The organism is Streptomyces sp. NBC_01474, assembly GCF_035918215.1.
Taxonomy (GTDB): Bacteria; Actinomycetota; Actinomycetes; order Streptomycetales; family Streptomycetaceae; genus Streptomyces; species Streptomyces aureus.
The window spans coordinates 9958298-9975532 of sequence record NZ_CP109449.1; the positions used below are offsets into that span (position 1 = coordinate 9958298).

Sequence of the window (17235 nt, forward strand, 5' to 3'; positions counted from 1 at the left end):
TATCAGTGCCGAGTGATGTGAGAGTATCAGCCCATGCTGACTTCAGTCGACACTGATGTGATCCGGGTTCTGGGCGACCCGCTCCGCCTGAAAATCGTCACTCTCCTCGCCCAGGAGACCCTCTGTACGACGCACCTGGTGGAGGAGACGGGAGCCAAGCAGACCAATCTCTCCAACCATCTGAAGGTGTTGCGCGAAGCGGGCCTGGTGGAGACGGAGCCGTGCGGCCGCTTCACCTACTACAAGCTGTGCCCCGAGGTCCTGGCCGGCCTGTCCGAACAGTTCGCCGAGCTCGCCGCATCGGCCCGTACCGCCGCCGAGAACAAGAGGGCCTGCTGATGAGCCGCACCGACACGACCCCGCAGACCGACCAGGGTGCGGCGGCCGGCGCCGGCATCGTCGCCAAGCTCTCCACTCTCGACCGCTATCTCGCGGTGTGGATCCTCATCGCGATGGGTGTCGGGCTGGGTCTGGGGCGTCTGATCCCGGGGCTGAACGACGCCCTGGCGAAGGTCGAGATCGGCGGCGTCTCGCTGCCGATCGCGCTCGGCCTGCTCGTGATGATGTACCCCGTCCTGGCGAAGGTCCGCTACGACAAGCTCGACACGGTCACCGGCGACAAGAAGCTGATGGTGTCGTCGCTCGTCATCAACTGGATCGTCGGCCCCGCGGTGATGTTCGCCCTGGCGTGGATCTTCCTGCCGGACCTGCCCGAGTACCGCACCGGCCTGATCATCGTCGGCCTCGCCCGCTGCATCGCCATGGTCATCATCTGGAACGACCTCGCCTGCGGGGACCGCGAGGCGGCGGCCGTCCTGGTCGCCCTCAACTCCGTTTTCCAGGTCATCGCGTTCGGCCTGCTGGGCTGGTTCTACCTCGACCTGCTGCCGAAGTGGCTGGGCCTGGGCGACGGTCAGAGCCTGGACATCTCCATGTGGAAGATCGCGCTGAACGTGGTCATCTTCCTCGGCATCCCGCTGGTCGCCGGGTTCCTGACCCGCCGCGTCGGCGAGAAGAAGCTCGGCCGCCAGAAGTACGAGTCCGACTTCCTTCCGAAGATCGGCCCTTGGGCGCTGTACGGCCTGCTCTTCACGATCGTCATCCTCTTCGCCCTGCAGGGGAAGACGATCACTTCGCAGCCGGTGGACGTGGTGCGGATCGCGCTGCCGCTGCTGGTCTACTTCGCCGTGATGTTCTTCGGCACGTTCCTCCTGGGCAAGGGCCTCGGCCTCGCCTACGACCGCACCGCGACCCTCGCGTTCACCGCGGCCGGCAACAACTTCGAGCTGGCCATCGCGGTCGCCATCGCCACGTTCGGCGTCACCTCCGGGCAGGCCCTGTCGGGCGTCGTCGGCCCGCTGATCGAGGTGCCGGTGCTGATCGGCCTGGTCTACGTCGCGCTGGCCTGGCGCAAGAAGTTCGACGCCCGCGCGGTGACGACGTCCTCGTGACGCGCACCGTGGACGTGGTGGTGATCGGCGGCGGCCAGTCCGGGCTCGCCACCGGTTACCACCTACGCCGCCAGGGAGTGGACTTCGTCATCCTCGACGCCCAGTCCACGCCCGGCGGTGCCTGGCAGCACATGTGGGACTCGCTCCACCTGTTCTCCCCGGCCGCGTTCTCCTCGCTGCCCGGATGGCTCATGCCCGCCCAGGGCGGCGAGGAGTACCCGGACGCCGGCCACGTCGTGGAGTACCTCAGCCAGTACGAACAGCGCTACCAGCTGCCCGTGCAACGACCGGTCCGCGTGCAGGCGGTGCGCAGGGACGGCGGGCGGCTGCGAGTGGAGACGGGCTCGGGCACCTGGTCGGCGCGGGCAGTTGTCTCGGCTACTGGCACCTGGTGGCGCCCGTTCCTTCCGGCCGTGCCGGGGCAGGAGCTGTTCTCGGGCCGGCAGCTTCACACCGTGAAATACCGGCAGCCCGCCGACTTCACCGGCCAGCGGGTCGTCGTGGTCGGCGGGGGAAATTCCGGCGCGCAGATCGCCGCCGACCTCGCCACCCACCCCGGCATCGACCTGACCTGGGTCACCCAGCGCCCGCCGCGCTTCCTGGCTGACGACATCGACGGCCGTGCCCTGTTCGACGCCGCCACCGCCCGGCGCCGCGCGCTGGATGCGGGCACGAGCGACACCGGCGGGGTCGCGTCCCTCGGCGACATCGTCGCCGTTACGCCCGTGCGCGAGGCCCGGGACGCGGGATCGCTCAAGGCGTCACCGATGTTTTCCCGCCTCACGGCCGACGGTGTGGAATGGGCCGACGGCTCGCGCGTGGAGGCGGACGCGGTCATCTGGTGCACCGGCTTTCGCCCCGCGCTCTCCCACCTGGCCCCACTCGGGCTCCGAGCTGCACTCGGCCACATCCCAACGGTCGGGACACGCGCCGTGGACGAGCCCCGCCTGCATCTGCTCGGCTACGGCGACTGGACCGGACCCGCATCCGCCACCCTCATCGGCGCCGGGCGCCCCGCCCGCGACGCGGCCCGCGAGATCTGCGCGCTCCTGGCCAACGGGACACCGTAACCGCGGGATTGAAGCATTCTTCGGTCAACGGTCCTTTGCGGTCAGGGTGAGCTGTGCGCGATGGAAATCGAAGTGCCGGGTCGGATAGCAGTAGAGATCCGCGACGGTCATGACGTCATGGAAGAACGGATCCCAGCGCGTCGGATAGGGCATGGCGAGCGCGAAGTCGGCCTCCCGCTCGGCGTCGAGCCGCTGATGCAGGAAGGCGATCACGCGGTCGAACACGGTCCCCATGCGGCGGCGCCCCAAGATCCTCGCCCCGCCCACCGGGCCCAGATAATTCACGACATCGAAGGGCTTGGTCCCTGCGTCGAGGAGCCGGGCAAAAACCCGCCCAACCCCGCGCGGAAACCGTCCGAAGATCCGGATCAGGAGCAGCAGCGGCCGCATCAGGATGTAGCCGAACAGCATGTGGAACAGTAGCTGCTCGTTGGTCCACCGGGTGCCCTTTGTGGGCCGGCGCAAGTCGGCCTCGCTCGCGCCGTCGAGGAGCCGGTGGAACGTCGCACGGACCCGCTCCAGCTCCTCGTGGACCGCCTGACGATCCAGCGACGACGACGTGTCCATCACCCTCACCCGCCCTCCGTGCAGGATGTCCGGTCGGCTCAGCCCCGGGTGCCGAGCATCTGCCCCATCGCGGCGACCACCGACGGCTCCACCCGGTAGTAGACCCAGGTGCCGCGCCGCTCGGACGTGAGCAGCCCGGCGTCCTTGAGCTTCTTCAGGTGGTGGGAGACCGTCGGCTGGGAGACGCCGACATCGGAGATGTCGCACACGCAGGCCTCGCCGCCTTCGTGCGAGGCGACCAGCGAGAACAGCCGCAGCCGGACCGGGTCGCCGAGCGCCTTGAACATCGTGGCCGTCCGAACCGCCTCCTCGGCAGTGAGGGGGCGCTCGGCCAGCGGCGGGCAGCACGGCACCACAGTCTCGGCGTCCAGTACCGCCAGCTCGACAACTTCTGAATTCGACATACGTCTATGTTGACACTCGTCGATACCAGTGGCAAGCTCCAGACATAGACAGGCATCGAAGCAAGGGCTTGTCGTGACCGCACTGATCCGCACCGCTCTCACCGCCGCCCGGGCCCGCCGCACGGCTCGTCACCTGGCCGGCGTCAGCTTCCGCGACAGACGTGCTCAGGTCTGCGACAGCTCCTGCCGGACCACGGCCCATCAGCGGCGCAACCAGATGCCCGCGCTTTCCCTCGCCCGCTGATTCGCCCCACCAACCTTGAGGAGACCGACCGTCATGAGCGAGCAGCAGCTCCCCGTCGTCGTCATCGGAGCCGGACCCGCCGGGCTTGCCGCCGCGGCCCACCTCAACGAGCGCGGTATCGGGCACCTGGTGCTGGAATCCGGCCCTGCCGCCGCGTCCGCTGTGCGCGAGTGGTCGCACGTGCGGCTGTTCTCCACCTGGGGCGAACTCGTCGACCCAGCGGCCGAGAAGCTCCTCGCGCCGACCGGCTGGACCACGCCCCACGGCGCCACCTATCCCACGGGAGGCGACTGGGCCGACAAATACCTCCAGCCGCTGGCCGACGGCTTGGGCGAGCAGGTCCGCTACCAGGCCACGGTCACTGGAATCTCCCGTGCAGGCCGTGACCGTATCGTCGACGCCGACCGTGAGAGCCAGCCGTTCGTCGTCCACTTCACCACCCCCGCAGGCGAGGAGCGCGTCTTCGCCCGCGCCGTCATCGACGCCTCCGGAACCTGGACCACACCGAGCCCTGCCGGCGCGAGCGGCCTGCCCGCCCTCGGCGAGAAGACCGCCGCCGAGCGCATCAGTTACCGCATTCCCGATCTCAAGGACCCGGCCGTGCACGCCCGCTATGCGGGCAAGCGCACCGCCGTGATCGGCTCCGGCGCGTCCGCGTTCACCGCCCTGGCCTCCCTCGCCGAGCTTGCCAAGGACGAGGCCGGCACGCATGCGGTGTGGATTCTGCGGCGCGGCATCAGCGGCTCCACGTTCGGGGGCGGTAGCGCCGACCAGCTCCCCGCCCGCGGCGCACTCGGCCTGGCGGCGAAGGCAGCCGTGGACAACGGCTATGCGGACGCGGTCACCGGCTTCCGGACGGACTCGGTGGAGCGCGATGCGGACGGACGACTGATCCTCATCGGGCAGGACAGCCGGCGCCTCGAGCCGGTCGACGAGGTCATCGTCCTGACCGGCCTGCGCCCGGACCTCTCGTTCCTGTCCGAGCTGCGCCTGGGCCTGGACGAGCGCCTGCAGGCCCCATTCGGGCTGGCCCCGCTGATCGACCCCAACCAGCACTCCTGCGGCACCGTCTACCCCCACGGGCACCGCGAGCTCTCCCACCCCGAGCAGGGCATCTACCTGGTCGGCATGAAGTCCTACGGCCGCGCGCCCACGTTCCTGGCCATGACCGGCTACGAGCAGGTCCGCTCCGTCGTCGCCGCCATCGCCGGGGACATCGAGTCCGCCGACCGCGTCGAACTCACCCTGCCCGAGACCGGTGTGTGCGGCGGCGCAGGCCTGTTCGACGATCCCGCCAGTGAACAGGGGGAGGGCGGCGGCTGCTGCGCTCCGGCGCCTGCCGTTGTGCAGATCGGCGTCGGAGCCGCCGCTGCCCTCACCGTTGAGGAGTCGTCCCCAGGCGGCTGCTGCTGATTCGCTCTGCCGCCCCGGCCATCCGGCCGGTGCGCCATCCCAGCGTCAGGAGGATTCTCATGTCCCGGGTACAGCTAGCCCTGCGCGTCCCTGACCTGAACGCCTCGATCGCCTTCTACAGCAAGCTGTTCGGCACCGAGCCGGCCAAACTCCGCGACGGATACGCCAACTTCGCCATCACCGAGCCCCCGCTCAAACTAGTCCTCATCCAGGGCGCCCCGAGCGAAGAGACCCGCATGGACCACCTCGGCGTCGAAGTCGAAACCACCGAAGCCGTTCACGCCGCCACCACCAGCCTCGCCGACGCGGGTCTGGCCACCCACGTCGAGAACGACACCACCTGCTGCTACGCCCTGCAGGACAAGGTGTGGGTCCACGGCCCCGGTCACGAGCCCTGGGAGGTCTACGTCGTCAAGGCAGACGCCGAAGCAATGACCGAGCAGAACGCTGACGCGTGCTGCACGGACCCGGCCGAGAGCGAGACAGCCCCGGCCCAGGCCCCAGGCTGCTGCCCGTGACCAACCTGGACGCCCGCTCGGCAGCGACCGGAACTGGGGACCGGTCGCGGCCGCGCGCCGTGCTGCCCGCGCTGTGCGCCACCCAGATCACCAGCTGGGGCATCGTCTACTACGCCTTCCCGGTCCTCAATCCGCAGATCACGACGACGACCGGCTGGCCCGTCGGGGCGACCACAGCCGCGTTCTCCGCCGCCCTGCTGATCTCCGCCATCGCCGGGATACGCGTCGGCCGGATCATCGACCACCGTGGCCCCCGCACCGTCATGACCGCCGGATCCGCCCTCGGTGTCCTCGCCCTGCTCATCATCGCCGTCGCCCCCAACCTGCCTGTCTTCGTTGCCGGTTGGATCGTGGCCGGGATCGCAATGGCGGGGACCTTCTATCAGCCCGCATTCGCCGCCCTCACCAGGTGGTGGGCCCCCGACCACGTCCGCGCCCTCACCATCGTCACCCTGGCCGGCGGCCTCGCCTCGACCGTCTTCGCACCCCTGACCGCCGTACTCGCCGACCACCTCTCCTGGCGAAATACCTACCTGGTTCTGGCCCTGATCCTTGCCGCCGTCACGATCCCCGCTCACGCCCTCGCCCTCAAGGCGCCGTGGCCGAAAGCTGCCTCAGCGCCACTCCATGCCAGAGGCGGGGCAGGTGAAGTGGCCAGGAGCCGGCCGTTCTGGATGCTGGCCGCAGCTCTCACTCTGTCGGCGTTCGCCGTGTTCGCCGTCGTCGTCGCCCTCGTCCCGCTCCTCCTGGAGCGCGGTCTCACCACCGCTCAAGCCGCCTGGGCCCTTGGCCTGGGCGGCGTCGGACAGACCCTCGGCCGCACCCTCTACGCCGGCCTCGCCCGCCGCACCGCAGTAACCGCCCGCACCGTGGCACTCATCGCACTGGGCGGTGCCACCACCGCCGCACTCGCGATCGTCCCCGGTCCGTACACCCTCTTGTTCATGCTGTCCGTTGCCGCCGGGATGGTCCGCGGCAACCTCACCCTGCTGCAAGCCACCGCCATCGCCGACCGCTGGGGCACCACCCATTACGGACGCCTCTCCGGCCTCCTCGCCGCCCCCGCCACGGCTGCCTCCGCCCTTGCACCCTTCGCTGGCGCGGCACTCTCCTCACCTCTGGGCGGCTACCCAGCCCTGTTCGCGGTGCTGGCCCTCTTCTCCGGAATCGCAGCCTTGGTCGCCGTCAGGGCAGCACCGACGAACACGCATATTGCCGACCACTGACCGGTACCCGCTGCAGGCTGCCCGGGATAACTCCAGTCCCAACTGCGCCAGTACACCGCCGACATCGAACGCGTACGCCTCCTGTACTGGGTCACCGCACTGCGCATGTCCATCATCTCGGGTCGTCGCGACGTTTGTGCGGCTCAGGATCATGCGGCGGCATGAGGGACGAAAAGCACGTTGTGCCGACCCGGGATTTAGGACGGGGCGGACGTCAGGCGGTGGGGCCGGAGGCTGGGGCCTGGCCGACGCGGCAGATCCGGTTACGGAGTTCCGTCTCGGCCCAGTCCAGATCGGCCCGTAGGCCGAGTCAGACCTGGTCCTTGCGGTTGCCGGGCTGGTCGAGTCTGACGGCGACCCAGGAGAATGCGCCCTGGAGGATCTTCAGCTTGCGTCCGGGGCTGATCACGGAGAGCGTGAACGGCAGAGCGATGCCGGCCCGCGTGATGATCACGTGACCCTCGTCGTCCGGCTGCGGACGGCCTCGGGTGAGGTAGCGCGGAACGTCGGCTACCTTGATCCATTCCAGGGTTGCGCCAGGAACCTGCTGGTCCAGGATTTCCGCGATGGAGTCGCGCACTGCGACAGCGGGTTGTTGGCCGAGCCGGTCCAGCCAGTGCTTGGACTCCGTGAACTTGGCGAAGTCGTCCATGGGCGGGCCGTAGTTGGCATACTCCACGAACTCCCGGTCAGCTTCCCGTCCTAGCCGACCCGCCAGACGCCCCCGACAGCCTCGCCCGGGACGTAGCAGATGAGGTCGGGGTCGATCACCGCCACCGACCCGCCCAGGTTCGCAGCCACCGCGCTACGCTGCTGCGATGACTGAGGAACCGGGGCGGGTACAGCCGTCGGGAGTGTGGGCCACGGCGGTCGGGGTGGCCCGGGTACGGGCCCTGGAGACCGCGCGGGAGAACGCCTTGTTCCATGACCCGCTGGCGCTGGCCTTCGCCACCGCCGGCGGGCTCGGGCCGGACTCGGCCCTGCCGCCGCGCGGGGACGAGGCCTCCCAGCGGCGCAAGCTGGGCGTGGCGTTCTCCATCATCATCAGGACGAAGTTCCTCGACGACCTACTGGAGCAGGCCTCCGCGGCCGGCGTCCGGCAGGTCGTGCTGCTCGGCGCGGGCATGGACAGCCGGGCCTTCCGGATGGACTGGCCCGAGGGCACCCGATTGTTCGAGGTCGACACCGTCGAGCCGCTGGACTTCAAGGCCTCGGTGCTGCGCCAGGAGCGGGCCGTCCCGCGCTGCACCCGGATCACCGTCCCGGTGGATCTGCGCGAGGACTGGCCCGCTGCGTTGGCCGCCGCCGGGCACGACCCCACGCTGCCGACGGTGTGGATCGCCGAAGGGCTGCTGATCTACCTGCCCGAGGACGCGGTGGAGCTACTGCTGACCCGGATCGGCGCCGGCTCCGCACCCGGCAGCCGGATGGGGCTGACCCTGGGCTCGCGCGGGGTGATCGACCGCTTCGGCGCGGACGCCGGACCCGGATCGGCCGCGTCCATGTGGGTCTCGGAAATGCCCGAGGACCCGGTCGGCTGGCTGGCCGGGCACGGGTGGGAGGCCGAGAGCCACACCCTGCGCGAGCGCGGCGCCGCCTACGGCCGCCCGATCAGCACCCCGCCCCAGCGGGAGGAACGGCCCGGCGGCCTGATCTCGGCCGTACGCCGACCGAATTGCTAGTGCGGTGGCGACTGCAGAATGCGGCGCCGCTCGGTCGCTATGTCCCCCATGTGAGCAACCCTTCGTGTGGTCGGTTCGAGGAGGTCGGCACCGCCTCGCTGGAGGCACATTTCCATGATCACTGGAAGCAGACGTCTCACGGACTGGGTTCAAGCCGGTTCTCGTTGCGGATCATGCGCCGGAGGCTGGTCCGTGCGGCGGCGAGGTCGTCTTTCAAGGCTCGGACACGGTCTGCGAGCCGCCGGTTCTCCGGCTGAGCTTCGCGGGCTTTGCTGGCCAGGCGGGGGCTTCTTGGCATGTCGGTCCTGCTGGAACGGTGACCGATGGGTACTCAGGAGCGCGAACGCAAGGTGTACCGGTCGCTGTGGCGGGCCGGCCTCGAGTTGATTCCGAACACCGTGCCGCACGGCACGATGCCATTCGTCGGCGGATACGCCGTCGAGGACGTCGTCGGAGGCTTCCCTCACCCGTATGACACTCCGCGGCTCGTCGAGCGGCTCAACGCGGACTGGTACGACCTTGCCGTCTCCTCTGGCCTCTTCGACCACCGGCGCGAGTTCCTTGTCAAGCTTCCACAGGGCACCCGAACACACCGGAACGTGCTGCAACATATGCACAGCGGCAGCGACGCGCCGCCGGTCTGGACCCGGGTCCGACTCCTGCGGCGCTGGGACATCATGGGCCGGGGCGCGGCATCAGCGTTCCTCGGCGTGCACGCGGGCCATCCGGGCTTCGGCATGATGGCTCTCGACAGCAGCGTGTACATCGTTGCCTCGACGGGCGAGGTGGTGTCGATGTGCTCGCGGTCGGCCACTCGGACCGGCTGCCGCGGTTTTTGGCCCGGGCAGTCTCGCCGTGCCGAGAGCGGCTGGCATCGCTCGTGATTACGCAGACCGCCCACTGCCCAGCGTTGGACATCGGACATCCGCACGGTCTGGATGCGCGACAAACGCATCACGCCGCAGCAATCGCCGGGGGCAGCCGGGTACCTCTCATCATGGGCTTTGACCTGCGATGATTGATGGAATGGTACCTGGACGGTACCCTCCAGGCATGCCTGCCTTGAATGTGGAGTTCAGCGAAGAGGAGCTCGACGAGCTCCGCGAACTGGCGCGAGAGCAGGGGGTCACCCTCAAGGCCCTGGTACGCGCCTCGACCGCCGACCAGATCGCCCGCCACCGTGCGCTGAAGGAAGGCGCCGAGGTCTTCGCCCGCGTCTTCCACGATCCGGCCCTCGCCGAGGCCATCGCGGCCGCGGGCCTGGATGACGGCCCGGCGGCCGGGGCAACAGAGCGGGCCGCCTGACAGATGCCGCCTGTCATCCATGTCGACATGAGATGGCTCCTGCAGCAACAGGAGACCGCCATGCCCGAACACCCGACTGTCAGCGACTTCTCGGCGCTGATGGCCGGCGTAGCCCGCCACCGCGTCGACCCGCCCCGGGCCGGCACCGACTCCGACGCTTCCTGGCGCACGGCAGCCCTGCTGCACACCTTCCTGCTCCTCAAGCCGTTGCCCGCGTACAACATCCGCTTCGCCTGCGCCGTGACGATCGCCTACATGCACGCCAGCGGCGAAGGCATCGACGTCCCCTACGGCGAACTCGTCGACCTCGCAGGCGAACTGCTCTCCGGGAAGGCCGACGTCTTTACGGCGGCCGACCGCATCCGCGCCTGGCGCCTGTGACAGGGCGTCAACTTGACCTGGCCCCAAAGGACCGGGATTTGAGGTAGTGCTCAGCTGGCTGCTGGGGTGGACTCCTCCGTCCAGACACCCCAAGGGGTGGCAGGGGCGCGTGACTCACGCTCCGCATTCCACACGCTCTCGCCATGGGTGGCGGTGTTGTGAGAAGCATTCCGGTCGGCGTGGGCAACGACCCCGCACCCCCGGCAGATGAAAAGCCCCTGGTCCACACGGTTCTTCTCCCTACCGAGGCCAGAGCAAAACCCACCTCGCGAACGTCCTTTCCGCCACCGCCCTCAACATCACCCGCGTCGACGCCTGGCTGAACGAGACCCCACTCGGCACCACTCACGTCTCCCACCTCGCACGACTCACCCTTGCGGCATGACGCGCCCCCGAGAGCCGTTATGTGGATTTCCCAACGGAGTCGTGAACGCCCGGGGTTTCGCGCCAGATCATGGCTGAAGCTGCTGTGGCAAGCCGTGGACGAGCTGGGCCAGACGGTGGTGGTGGTCACGCACGACCCCGCTGCGGCCGCTTAGGCGCACCAAGTCCTTCTTCCTTGCCGACGGTGAGGTTCACCCCGCACTCGAAGACGCTTCGGCTGCGCAGGTCGCGACTGTGATGACGCAGCTGTGCCCGATGTTCCGCCTCGTTCTTGCCGCCGCGCGCCATCCCTGCGACGTATCGATTTCGGACAACGGTACTGCCGTCACCTCATCGATCACGGTCAGCGGCCGTACCGGCGACGCCCCTGGTGGCCCCGGACGGCTCCATGTACCGCCTGGAGAGCTTCAGTTCGTTGGATCGGCGGACAACGCGAATGCGACCTGCACGGTCAATGCATGCTCCGAAGTCGCCAATGGGACGTGAAAACTGAAGGTCCAGGACCAGGCGGCCCAGGACGCCGGCTGCTCAGCAGCTGGAAACTGCCCTTCCCGTAGACCGCTGCCGAGTGCGGCGCGAGGGGCTCCGTCCCGGAGGCTCAACTCCCGGGGCAGAGGCCTCTTTTGCCCGGGTGTGAGTTTGCGTTGACCCGCCCTTGGCGGGGGTGGGCACGGCGCGAGACCACCCCGCTGTTCACCTGATCGTCAATTTTCGGCCAAGATCCTTATGGGCTCCTGACATGTACGCGTCCTGGGTGGCACTCTTCCACCGCACGGCTCACCCGCACCGCAACTTCGCAATCGCCCGTCCGGTCACCCATGCCGTTCGGACGCCCCCCAAGAAGGAGCTTGCGTGACCCCCATCTACGCGCGTCGCAACCGAACCACTCTGGCCATCGCCACCACCGTTGCCGCCGGAGCCCTGCTCGCCACCGGTCTGACCACCGGTGCCGCCGCGCTCCCCGCCGGTAAGCCCGCCCCCCTCGCTGGTTCCCCCCTCCAACTGTCCACCTCGGCGCGCACCGCGCTCATCCAGAAGGCCGACGCCGCCACGGTGGAGACCGCCCAGCGCATAGGCCTCGGCTCCAGGGAGAAGCTGATAGTCAGAGACGTCATCAAGGACGTCGACGGCACCGTGCACACCCGCTACGAGCGCACGTACAACGGACTTCCGGTCCTCGGCGGCGACCTCGTCGTACACGAGAACAAGACCGGCACGACCGAGACCGTGACCAAGGCGATCAAGACCGCCATCAAGGTCGCCTCACTCAAGCCCGTGGTCACCACCGCGAAGGCCGAGAAGCAGGCGCTCACCGCCGCCAAGACAGCCGGCTCGGCGAAGACCTCGGCCGACCAGGCTCCCCGCAAGGTGATCTGGGCCGCCACCGGCAAGCCGACCCTCGCCTACGAGACCGTCGTCGGCGGCCTCCAGGACGACGGCACCCCCAACGAGCTGCACGTCATCACCGACGCCGCCACCGGCAAGAAGCTCTACGAGTACCAGGGCATAGAGACCGGCACCGGCAAGACCCTCTACTCGGGTACGGTCAGCCTCTCCACGACCCTGTCGGGCTCGACGTACCAGCTCACCGACGGCACGCGCGGCGGCCACAAGACGTACAACCTCAAGCACGGGACGTCGGGCACCGGCACGCTGTTCACCGACGCCGACGACGTGTGGGGCACCGGCACCGCCTCCAGCTCCACCACGGACCAGACGGCCGCCGCGGACGCCGCCTACGGAGCCCAGAAGACCTGGGACTTCTACAAGAGCACGTTCGGCCGCAGCGGAATCAAGAACAACGGTGTCGGCGCCTACTCCCGCGTGCACTACGGCAATTCGTATGTGAACGCGTTCTGGGACGACAGCTGCTTCTGCATGACCTACGGCGACGGTTCGGGCAACACACACCCGCTGACCTCGCTGGACGTCGCAGGCCACGAGATGAGCCACGGTGTCACCTCCAGCACTGCGGGCCTCAACTACTCAGGTGAATCCGGCGGCCTGAACGAGGCGACCTCCGACATCTTCGGCACCGGCGTCGAGTTCTATGCGGCGAACTCTGCCGACGTGGGCGACTACCTCATCGGCGAGAAGATCAACATCAACGGTGACGGCACCCCGCTGCGCTACATGGACCAGCCCAGCAAGGACGGCGGCTCCGCCAACTACTGGTCCTCCAGCGTCGGCAACCTGGACGTCCACTACTCGTCCGGTGTCGCGAACCACTTCTTCTACCTCCTCTCGGAGGGCAGTGGCGCGAAGACGATCAACGGAGTCAGCTACAACTCCCCGACCTACAGCGGCACCGCGGTCACCGGCATCGGTCGGGCCAAGGCCCTGCAGATCTGGTACAAGGCGCTGACGACATACATGACGTCGACGACCAAGTACGCGGGCGCCCGTACGGCCACGCTCTCCGCGGCATCGGCCCTGTACGGCTCCACGAGCACCGAGTACAAGACGGTCGCGGCTGCCTGGACGGCGGTCAACGTCAACTAGGGTCCGCCTTCAAACGGATCCTGCCCAGAGCAGGAGCGACGCCAGACTGACCGCTGCCTCGTAGGAGGTGGCGGTCTTGTCGTGCGGTCTTGAGGGATGAGGTATCCCGATGGCGGAGGGCTGACGGCTTGGGAGCGGGTTCGGCGTGAGCGGGTCCGGTTGGCGGCTGCTGATCTGATCGAGGCGAGGGCCGGTGACCGGGAGGTGGCCCGGCAGTTCAGGGTGACCCGTATGTCGGCGAACCGCTGGCGGCGGGCGTTGACTGTGGGTGGTCGGCAGGCCCTGGTCTCCAAGGGCCCCGGCGGTGCCCGCTGCAAGCTCGATGCGAGTCAACTACGTTCACTGGAAGCGGTGTTGGATGCCGGTCCGGCCGCCGCCGGCTGGAGCGACCAGTGCTGGACCCTGGCAAGGATTGCCGAGGCCGTCCGACACCGCTTCGGCGTCGATTACACCCTGGCCGGGATGGACCTGCTGCTGCACCGCATCGGCTGGAGCGGGCAGGTCCCCTCCCGCAAGGCCACCGAGCGCGACGAGGCGAAGATCGCCGCCTGGAAGGACGAGCAGTGGCCCATCATAAGAAGACGGCGGCGGACCTGGGCGCCTGACTGTGCCTCGAGGACGAAGCCGGCCAGGGGCTGAGGCCGCCCAAAGACCGCACCTGCAGACGATGCGGGCGCACGTCCGTCGTGCGGGTCAGCGCCGCGGGCACCAAACGCGTTTCCATGGCGGCACTGATCTGCACCAAGCCCGGCCACCGGCCCCGGCTCATCTATCGCATCCACCTCGACCACGGCCCCGCCAAGGGCCGGCGGAAGGGCTTCACCGAGACCGACTACACACCACGCCTGCTGGATGCCGCACACCAGCAACTCGGCGGCCCGATCGTCCTGGTCTGGGACTGTGAGAATGGGGGCATCTCGTTCGGGACCGTGGTCTTACCCGGTCTGACGTTGACCATATCCGTGATGCTCACGAAACAGGCATCCCGTGCCTGTTGTCTGGGTTCTGTCGGAACTGCAACGTCTGTTCAGTTTCGTCTAGTTGGCAAAACCATCATGCAACGCAGCGTCAAATTGACATTGCTGTAGGTGAGTTGTGCGCAAAGAATGCAGGGTATGAGCGAGATTTTTCACGTCAGGCTTTGAAATGGTCACAGGAAGGTCACTAAGGTCGGGTCTCGAGCCTCCGCTCGGGTGATCACTCACATGAGGTGAGTGACGGTGGAGGGGCACCGCCCGCTGGGCTCTTGTGGGCGGCTGGAAGAAGAAGGAGATCGCCTTCGTGGCGTCCCACCGTCGATCCAAGCAGTCGAGCCGTACCCGTGTGACCGTGCTCACGGCGACCGCCGCCGCTGCCGTGGCCCTTACTTCACAGGCCGCCAACGCGGCCCCCAAGCCCACGAAGAGCGAGGTCAAGGCGAAGGTCGACAAGCTCTACGAAGAGGCGGAGCGGGCCACCAACCAGTACGACGGGGCCAAGGAGAAGCAGAAGAAGCTGGAGAAGGAGATCGGCCAGCTCCAGGACAAGGTCGCCCGCGAGCAGGGCGAGCTCAATGAATTGCGTACGGGTCTCGGTGCGATGGCCAGCGAGCAGTACCGCTCCGGTGGCATCGACCCCTCGGTCCAGCTCTTCCTCTCCGCCGACCCGGGCGACTACCTCGACAAGGCGTCCACGCTCGACTCGCTCTCCGCGCGGCAGCTGGAGTCGCTCAAGAAGGTTCAGGCGAAGCAGCGCGAGCTGGCCCAGGAGCGCGCAGAGGCCGCAGAGAAGCTCCAGGACCTCGCCGGCACCCGCACCGAGCTCGGCAAGAAGAAGAAGGAAATCCAGGGCAAGCTCAGCAAGGCGCAGAAGCTGCTGAACTCCCTGACCGCCGCCGAGCGCACCAAGATGGCCGCCGACGAGGCGCGGGCCAGCCGATCCTCCACGGGCCGCGTCAACCTCGGCAACGAGGTGGCCGCCTCCAAGTTTGGTGCCGCCGCCCTGAACGCGGCCGCCTCCCAGATAGGCAAGCCGTACGTCCGTGGCACCACGGGGCCCAACTCCTACGACTGCTCGGGCCTCACGCAGTGGGCGTACGCACAGGCCGGTATCCAGATCTCCCGGGTGACGTACACGCAGGTCAACGACGGAATCCGGGTGGGCATGAGCGCGCTCAAGCCCGGTGACCTGGTCTTCTTCAACAACACCGAACATGTCGGCCTCTACGCGGGCAACGGCCAGGTGCTGCACGCGCCGCACCCGGGGGCCTCGGTGCGCTACGAGTCGATGAGCACGATCGGCAGCTTCCAGTTCGGCGTCCGCGTCGCAGGCTGATCGCGCCCGTATCTGATCCTCGCACGGTGGGTCCACCGTGGTGGGGCGGTGCCCCTTCTTCCGTGTCCAGGTAGACACGCTTCGGCCCGGGGCATCTGGCACGTCTCTCTGAGGCTTGGAAGCTGGCCCCGGTGGCGGTGTTTGGCCATGGCGGAAAGCCGTCCGGCCGCACACCCTTGTTCGCGCGAACATTCTGCGAAGGTGAGCCCTGCCGGGTCTCCGGCGGGCCAGTTGTACTACTGGCTCACGCCATCGGGGCCGTGTCGCCGGTCGGCGAGCGATACGACTCCGATGGCGGATCGGCACGTCACACCCTTCAACGACCCGTCACACCAGGCCACTTACCGCCACCGCGGGGGCGACGCCGACCGCCGCGCCCCGCCCTGCGGGAATCTGGCATCGCCAATGCGCTGCCACTGCGACGTCGTCGCCGCCCGCCACCGCGACGTCGTCGCCATCCGTCGCCGCGAAGGCGCCCGCATCTGCAGGGAAAAAGGCATCCGCTGGGGCGGACGCCCCCTCACCTCCGCGGTCTGAAGAACCCGGCGGACCTGATCCGGCCGCAGCGTTAGCCGGCATAGGGGTTGCCGCCGAGCCAGGTGGTGTTGTCGATCAGTTCGCGGACCGCGTCCAAGTGGCCGCAGTGGCAGGCGACTTCCGCGAGCACGTGGATCAGGATGTGCCGCACGTCAGGCAGCCGCCAGGTCGGCCAGATCTCCACGGGCCATGCGGCAGGCTCCTGTTCGGGCGTGGCGGCGGCGAGCACAGCGTCCGCGCGCGCGATGGCCGCTCGGTACTCGGCGAAGACTTCCTCGGCGCTCATCGCCTCGGGTATGTACCAGTGTGCCTCCGCGCCCGTCGTGAGCTGTCCGGCCACATCCGGCTCGCCCGCGATCACCCCGGGGAACCAGAAGCGTTCGACATCCAGGGTGAGATGGCGCACCAATGCCAGGCAGCTCCAGCCACTGGGCAGCACCGGCCGCCGCAGGTCGTCCTCCGAGAGCCCTGTGAGGATCCCGACGATGTGCTCGCGCTGGTGGTCCAGGGCGCTCTTGAGGGCGTCGAGTTCGGCGTTCACCGGACGGCGCACAGTTCGGCGAGGCGTTCCAGGGTGCTCGCCATCTGCGTCTGCCACCAGGCGCGCCCACTGTCGACTTCCGCACGTTTGTCCTCCGGCATGCGCGAGCCGTCGAAGATCTCGGTCACCACCGTCGCCCCGGCCCCGTTGGGCAGCAGGTCGAAGATCCACCGATGGCCCCACGCGGCCCCGGGCTCGGTGGCGTCCGGGTGCCCACGACCGGGCCTGGGTTCCCAGCCGATGCGGCGGTCCGGCGCGTACTCGACGACGTGGTTCTTCATCTCGTAGTCGCCGTAGGGCTCATAGTGCATCCGCATCACGAAGACGTCCCCGACGCCCGAGACCACGAAGTCAAAGACGCCACCGCGCAGCATCCCGGAGCCGTCGAGGTCCAGGTGCCGTCCGGGGTCGGCCAGGATCCTGAAGATGGCCTGTGCCGGGGCCTTGATGTGCCGGGACACCGCTACTACGGCCTCGCCTGTCGTACTCGTCATCCGCGCGCCTCCGTCAACCGCAGAGCATGACCCTGACTTTGGCCTGGACGCTACAGCGGAGGTACGACAACGCCTGGCCGGGCACGTACGATCCCCACCCTGCGCGCCCTCCCGCCGAACCGGGTCTGCCGTCGGCACCACATGCCGTCGGGTGCCGCGGCGATCTCCTTTGAGCCTCGCGCAGGCGTGCGGTCCATCTCCGC

At 68.4% G+C, this 17235-nt stretch carries 18 protein-coding genes and 2 pseudogenes; 15 read left to right on the top strand and 5 right to left on the bottom strand.

The features are described from left to right. Nucleotides 1-33 precede the first annotated feature (33 nt). Genes OG758_RS45595 through OG758_RS45605 form a run of 3 tightly spaced genes read left to right on the top strand, consistent with a single transcriptional unit; the run spans nt 34 to nt 2521 of the window. Nucleotides 34-339 (top strand): ArsR/SmtB family transcription factor, encoded by a 306-nt coding sequence (locus tag OG758_RS45595; protein WP_100595489.1) that lies wholly within the window; start codon nt 34-36, stop codon nt 337-339. Further along, nucleotides 339-1451: an ACR3 family arsenite efflux transporter gene (gene arsB, locus OG758_RS45600; RefSeq protein ID WP_326715308.1), complete on the top strand. Its 1113-nt coding sequence runs from the start codon at nt 339-341 to the stop codon at nt 1449-1451. The genes OG758_RS45595 and arsB overlap by 1 nt, the downstream gene beginning before the upstream one ends. Further along, nucleotides 1448-2521: an ArsO family NAD(P)H-dependent flavin-containing monooxygenase gene (locus OG758_RS45605; RefSeq protein ID WP_326715309.1), complete on the top strand. Its 1074-nt coding sequence runs from the start codon at nt 1448-1450 to the stop codon at nt 2519-2521. The genes arsB and OG758_RS45605 overlap by 4 nt, the downstream gene beginning before the upstream one ends. Nucleotides 2522-2545: 24 nt before the next feature. On the opposite strand, the gene OG758_RS45610 is transcribed toward OG758_RS45605, so the two are convergent. Together OG758_RS45610 and OG758_RS45615 are read right to left on the bottom strand one after the other, a co-directional pair. Continuing rightward, the gene (locus OG758_RS45610; protein ID WP_326715310.1) at nt 2546-3088 is read right to left on the bottom strand and encodes a DinB family protein; all 543 of its coding nucleotides are present in this window, start codon (nt 3086-3088) and stop codon (nt 2546-2548) included. Between the two features lie 38 nt (nt 3089-3126). Beyond that, nucleotides 3127-3492 carry an ArsR/SmtB family transcription factor gene (locus OG758_RS45615; protein WP_326715311.1) on the bottom strand — a complete coding sequence of 122 codons (366 nt, stop codon included), beginning with the start codon at nt 3490-3492 and terminating at the stop codon, nt 3127-3129. A gap of 73 nt (nt 3493-3565) precedes the next feature. Between OG758_RS45615 and OG758_RS45620 the strand changes: the two genes are divergently transcribed. The 4 genes from OG758_RS45620 to OG758_RS45635 are packed head-to-tail and all read left to right on the top strand — an operon-like array spanning nt 3566 to nt 6893. Beyond that, nucleotides 3566-3736, top strand: a complete 171-nt coding sequence (locus tag OG758_RS45620) for a hypothetical protein (protein WP_326715312.1) — start codon at nt 3566-3568, stop codon at nt 3734-3736. Between the two features lie 33 nt (nt 3737-3769). After that, complete coding sequence (locus OG758_RS45625) at nt 3770-5149, top strand: NAD(P)-binding domain-containing protein (protein ID WP_326715313.1); 1380 nt, start codon at nt 3770-3772, stop codon at nt 5147-5149. 59 nt (nt 5150-5208) lie between these two features. Further along, on the top strand, nt 5209-5667 hold the full coding sequence (locus OG758_RS45630) for an ArsI/CadI family heavy metal resistance metalloenzyme (RefSeq protein WP_326715314.1): 459 nt from the start codon (nt 5209-5211) through the stop codon (nt 5665-5667). After that, the gene (locus tag OG758_RS45635; RefSeq protein WP_326715315.1) at nt 5664-6893 is read left to right on the top strand and encodes an MFS transporter; all 1230 of its coding nucleotides are present in this window, start codon (nt 5664-5666) and stop codon (nt 6891-6893) included. Before OG758_RS45630 ends, OG758_RS45635 begins: the two co-directional genes overlap by 4 nt. A gap of 310 nt (nt 6894-7203) precedes the next feature. Here OG758_RS45635 and OG758_RS45640 read toward each other — a convergent pair whose 3' ends face one another. Continuing rightward, a complete protein-coding gene (locus OG758_RS45640; protein ID WP_326715316.1) occupies nt 7204-7572 on the bottom strand; it encodes a hypothetical protein in 369 nt (122 codons plus the stop codon). A 139-nt stretch (nt 7573-7711) separates the two neighbouring features. Here OG758_RS45640 and OG758_RS45645 point away from each other — a divergent pair, with 139 nt between their 5' ends. From OG758_RS45645 to OG758_RS45695, 8 genes and pseudogenes are all read left to right on the top strand, one after another. Next, entirely contained in the window at nt 7712-8575 is an 864-nt protein-coding gene (locus OG758_RS45645; RefSeq protein ID WP_326715317.1) for a class I SAM-dependent methyltransferase, read from the top strand. Nucleotides 8576-8898: 323 nt separating this feature from the next. After that, entirely contained in the window at nt 8899-9459 is a 561-nt protein-coding gene (locus tag OG758_RS45650) for a hypothetical protein (protein ID WP_326715318.1), read from the top strand. A gap of 169 nt (nt 9460-9628) precedes the next feature. Then, nucleotides 9629-9880, top strand: a complete 252-nt coding sequence (locus OG758_RS45655; protein ID WP_326715319.1) for a hypothetical protein — start codon at nt 9629-9631, stop codon at nt 9878-9880. 3 nt (nt 9881-9883) lie between these two features. Next, nucleotides 9884-10261: a toxin Doc gene (locus OG758_RS45660; RefSeq protein WP_326715320.1), complete on the top strand. Its 378-nt coding sequence runs from the start codon at nt 9884-9886 to the stop codon at nt 10259-10261. A gap of 678 nt (nt 10262-10939) precedes the next feature. Continuing rightward, a pseudogene (locus OG758_RS45675) lies at nt 10940-11202 on the top strand (proprotein convertase P-domain-containing protein); the annotation flags it as partial. Nucleotides 11203-11497: 295 nt separating this feature from the next. Continuing rightward, a complete protein-coding gene (locus OG758_RS45680) occupies nt 11498-13147 on the top strand; it encodes a M4 family metallopeptidase (RefSeq protein WP_326715321.1) in 1650 nt (549 codons plus the stop codon). Between the two features lie 96 nt (nt 13148-13243). Further along, nucleotides 13244-14067 (top strand): annotated as a pseudogene (locus tag OG758_RS49220) (winged helix-turn-helix domain-containing protein); the annotation flags it as partial. 361 nt (nt 14068-14428) lie between these two features. Further along, on the top strand, nt 14429-15460 hold the full coding sequence (locus OG758_RS45695) for a C40 family peptidase (protein WP_326715324.1): 1032 nt from the start codon (nt 14429-14431) through the stop codon (nt 15458-15460). Between the two features lie 568 nt (nt 15461-16028). Here OG758_RS45695 and OG758_RS45700 read toward each other — a convergent pair. After that, entirely contained in the window at nt 16029-16538 is a 510-nt protein-coding gene (locus tag OG758_RS45700) for a DinB family protein (protein ID WP_326715325.1), read from the bottom strand. Continuing rightward, on the bottom strand, nt 16535-17032 hold the full coding sequence (locus OG758_RS45705) for a hypothetical protein (RefSeq protein ID WP_326715326.1): 498 nt from the start codon (nt 17030-17032) through the stop codon (nt 16535-16537). The genes OG758_RS45700 and OG758_RS45705 overlap by 4 nt, the downstream gene beginning before the upstream one ends. Nucleotides 17033-17235 lie beyond the last annotated feature (203 nt).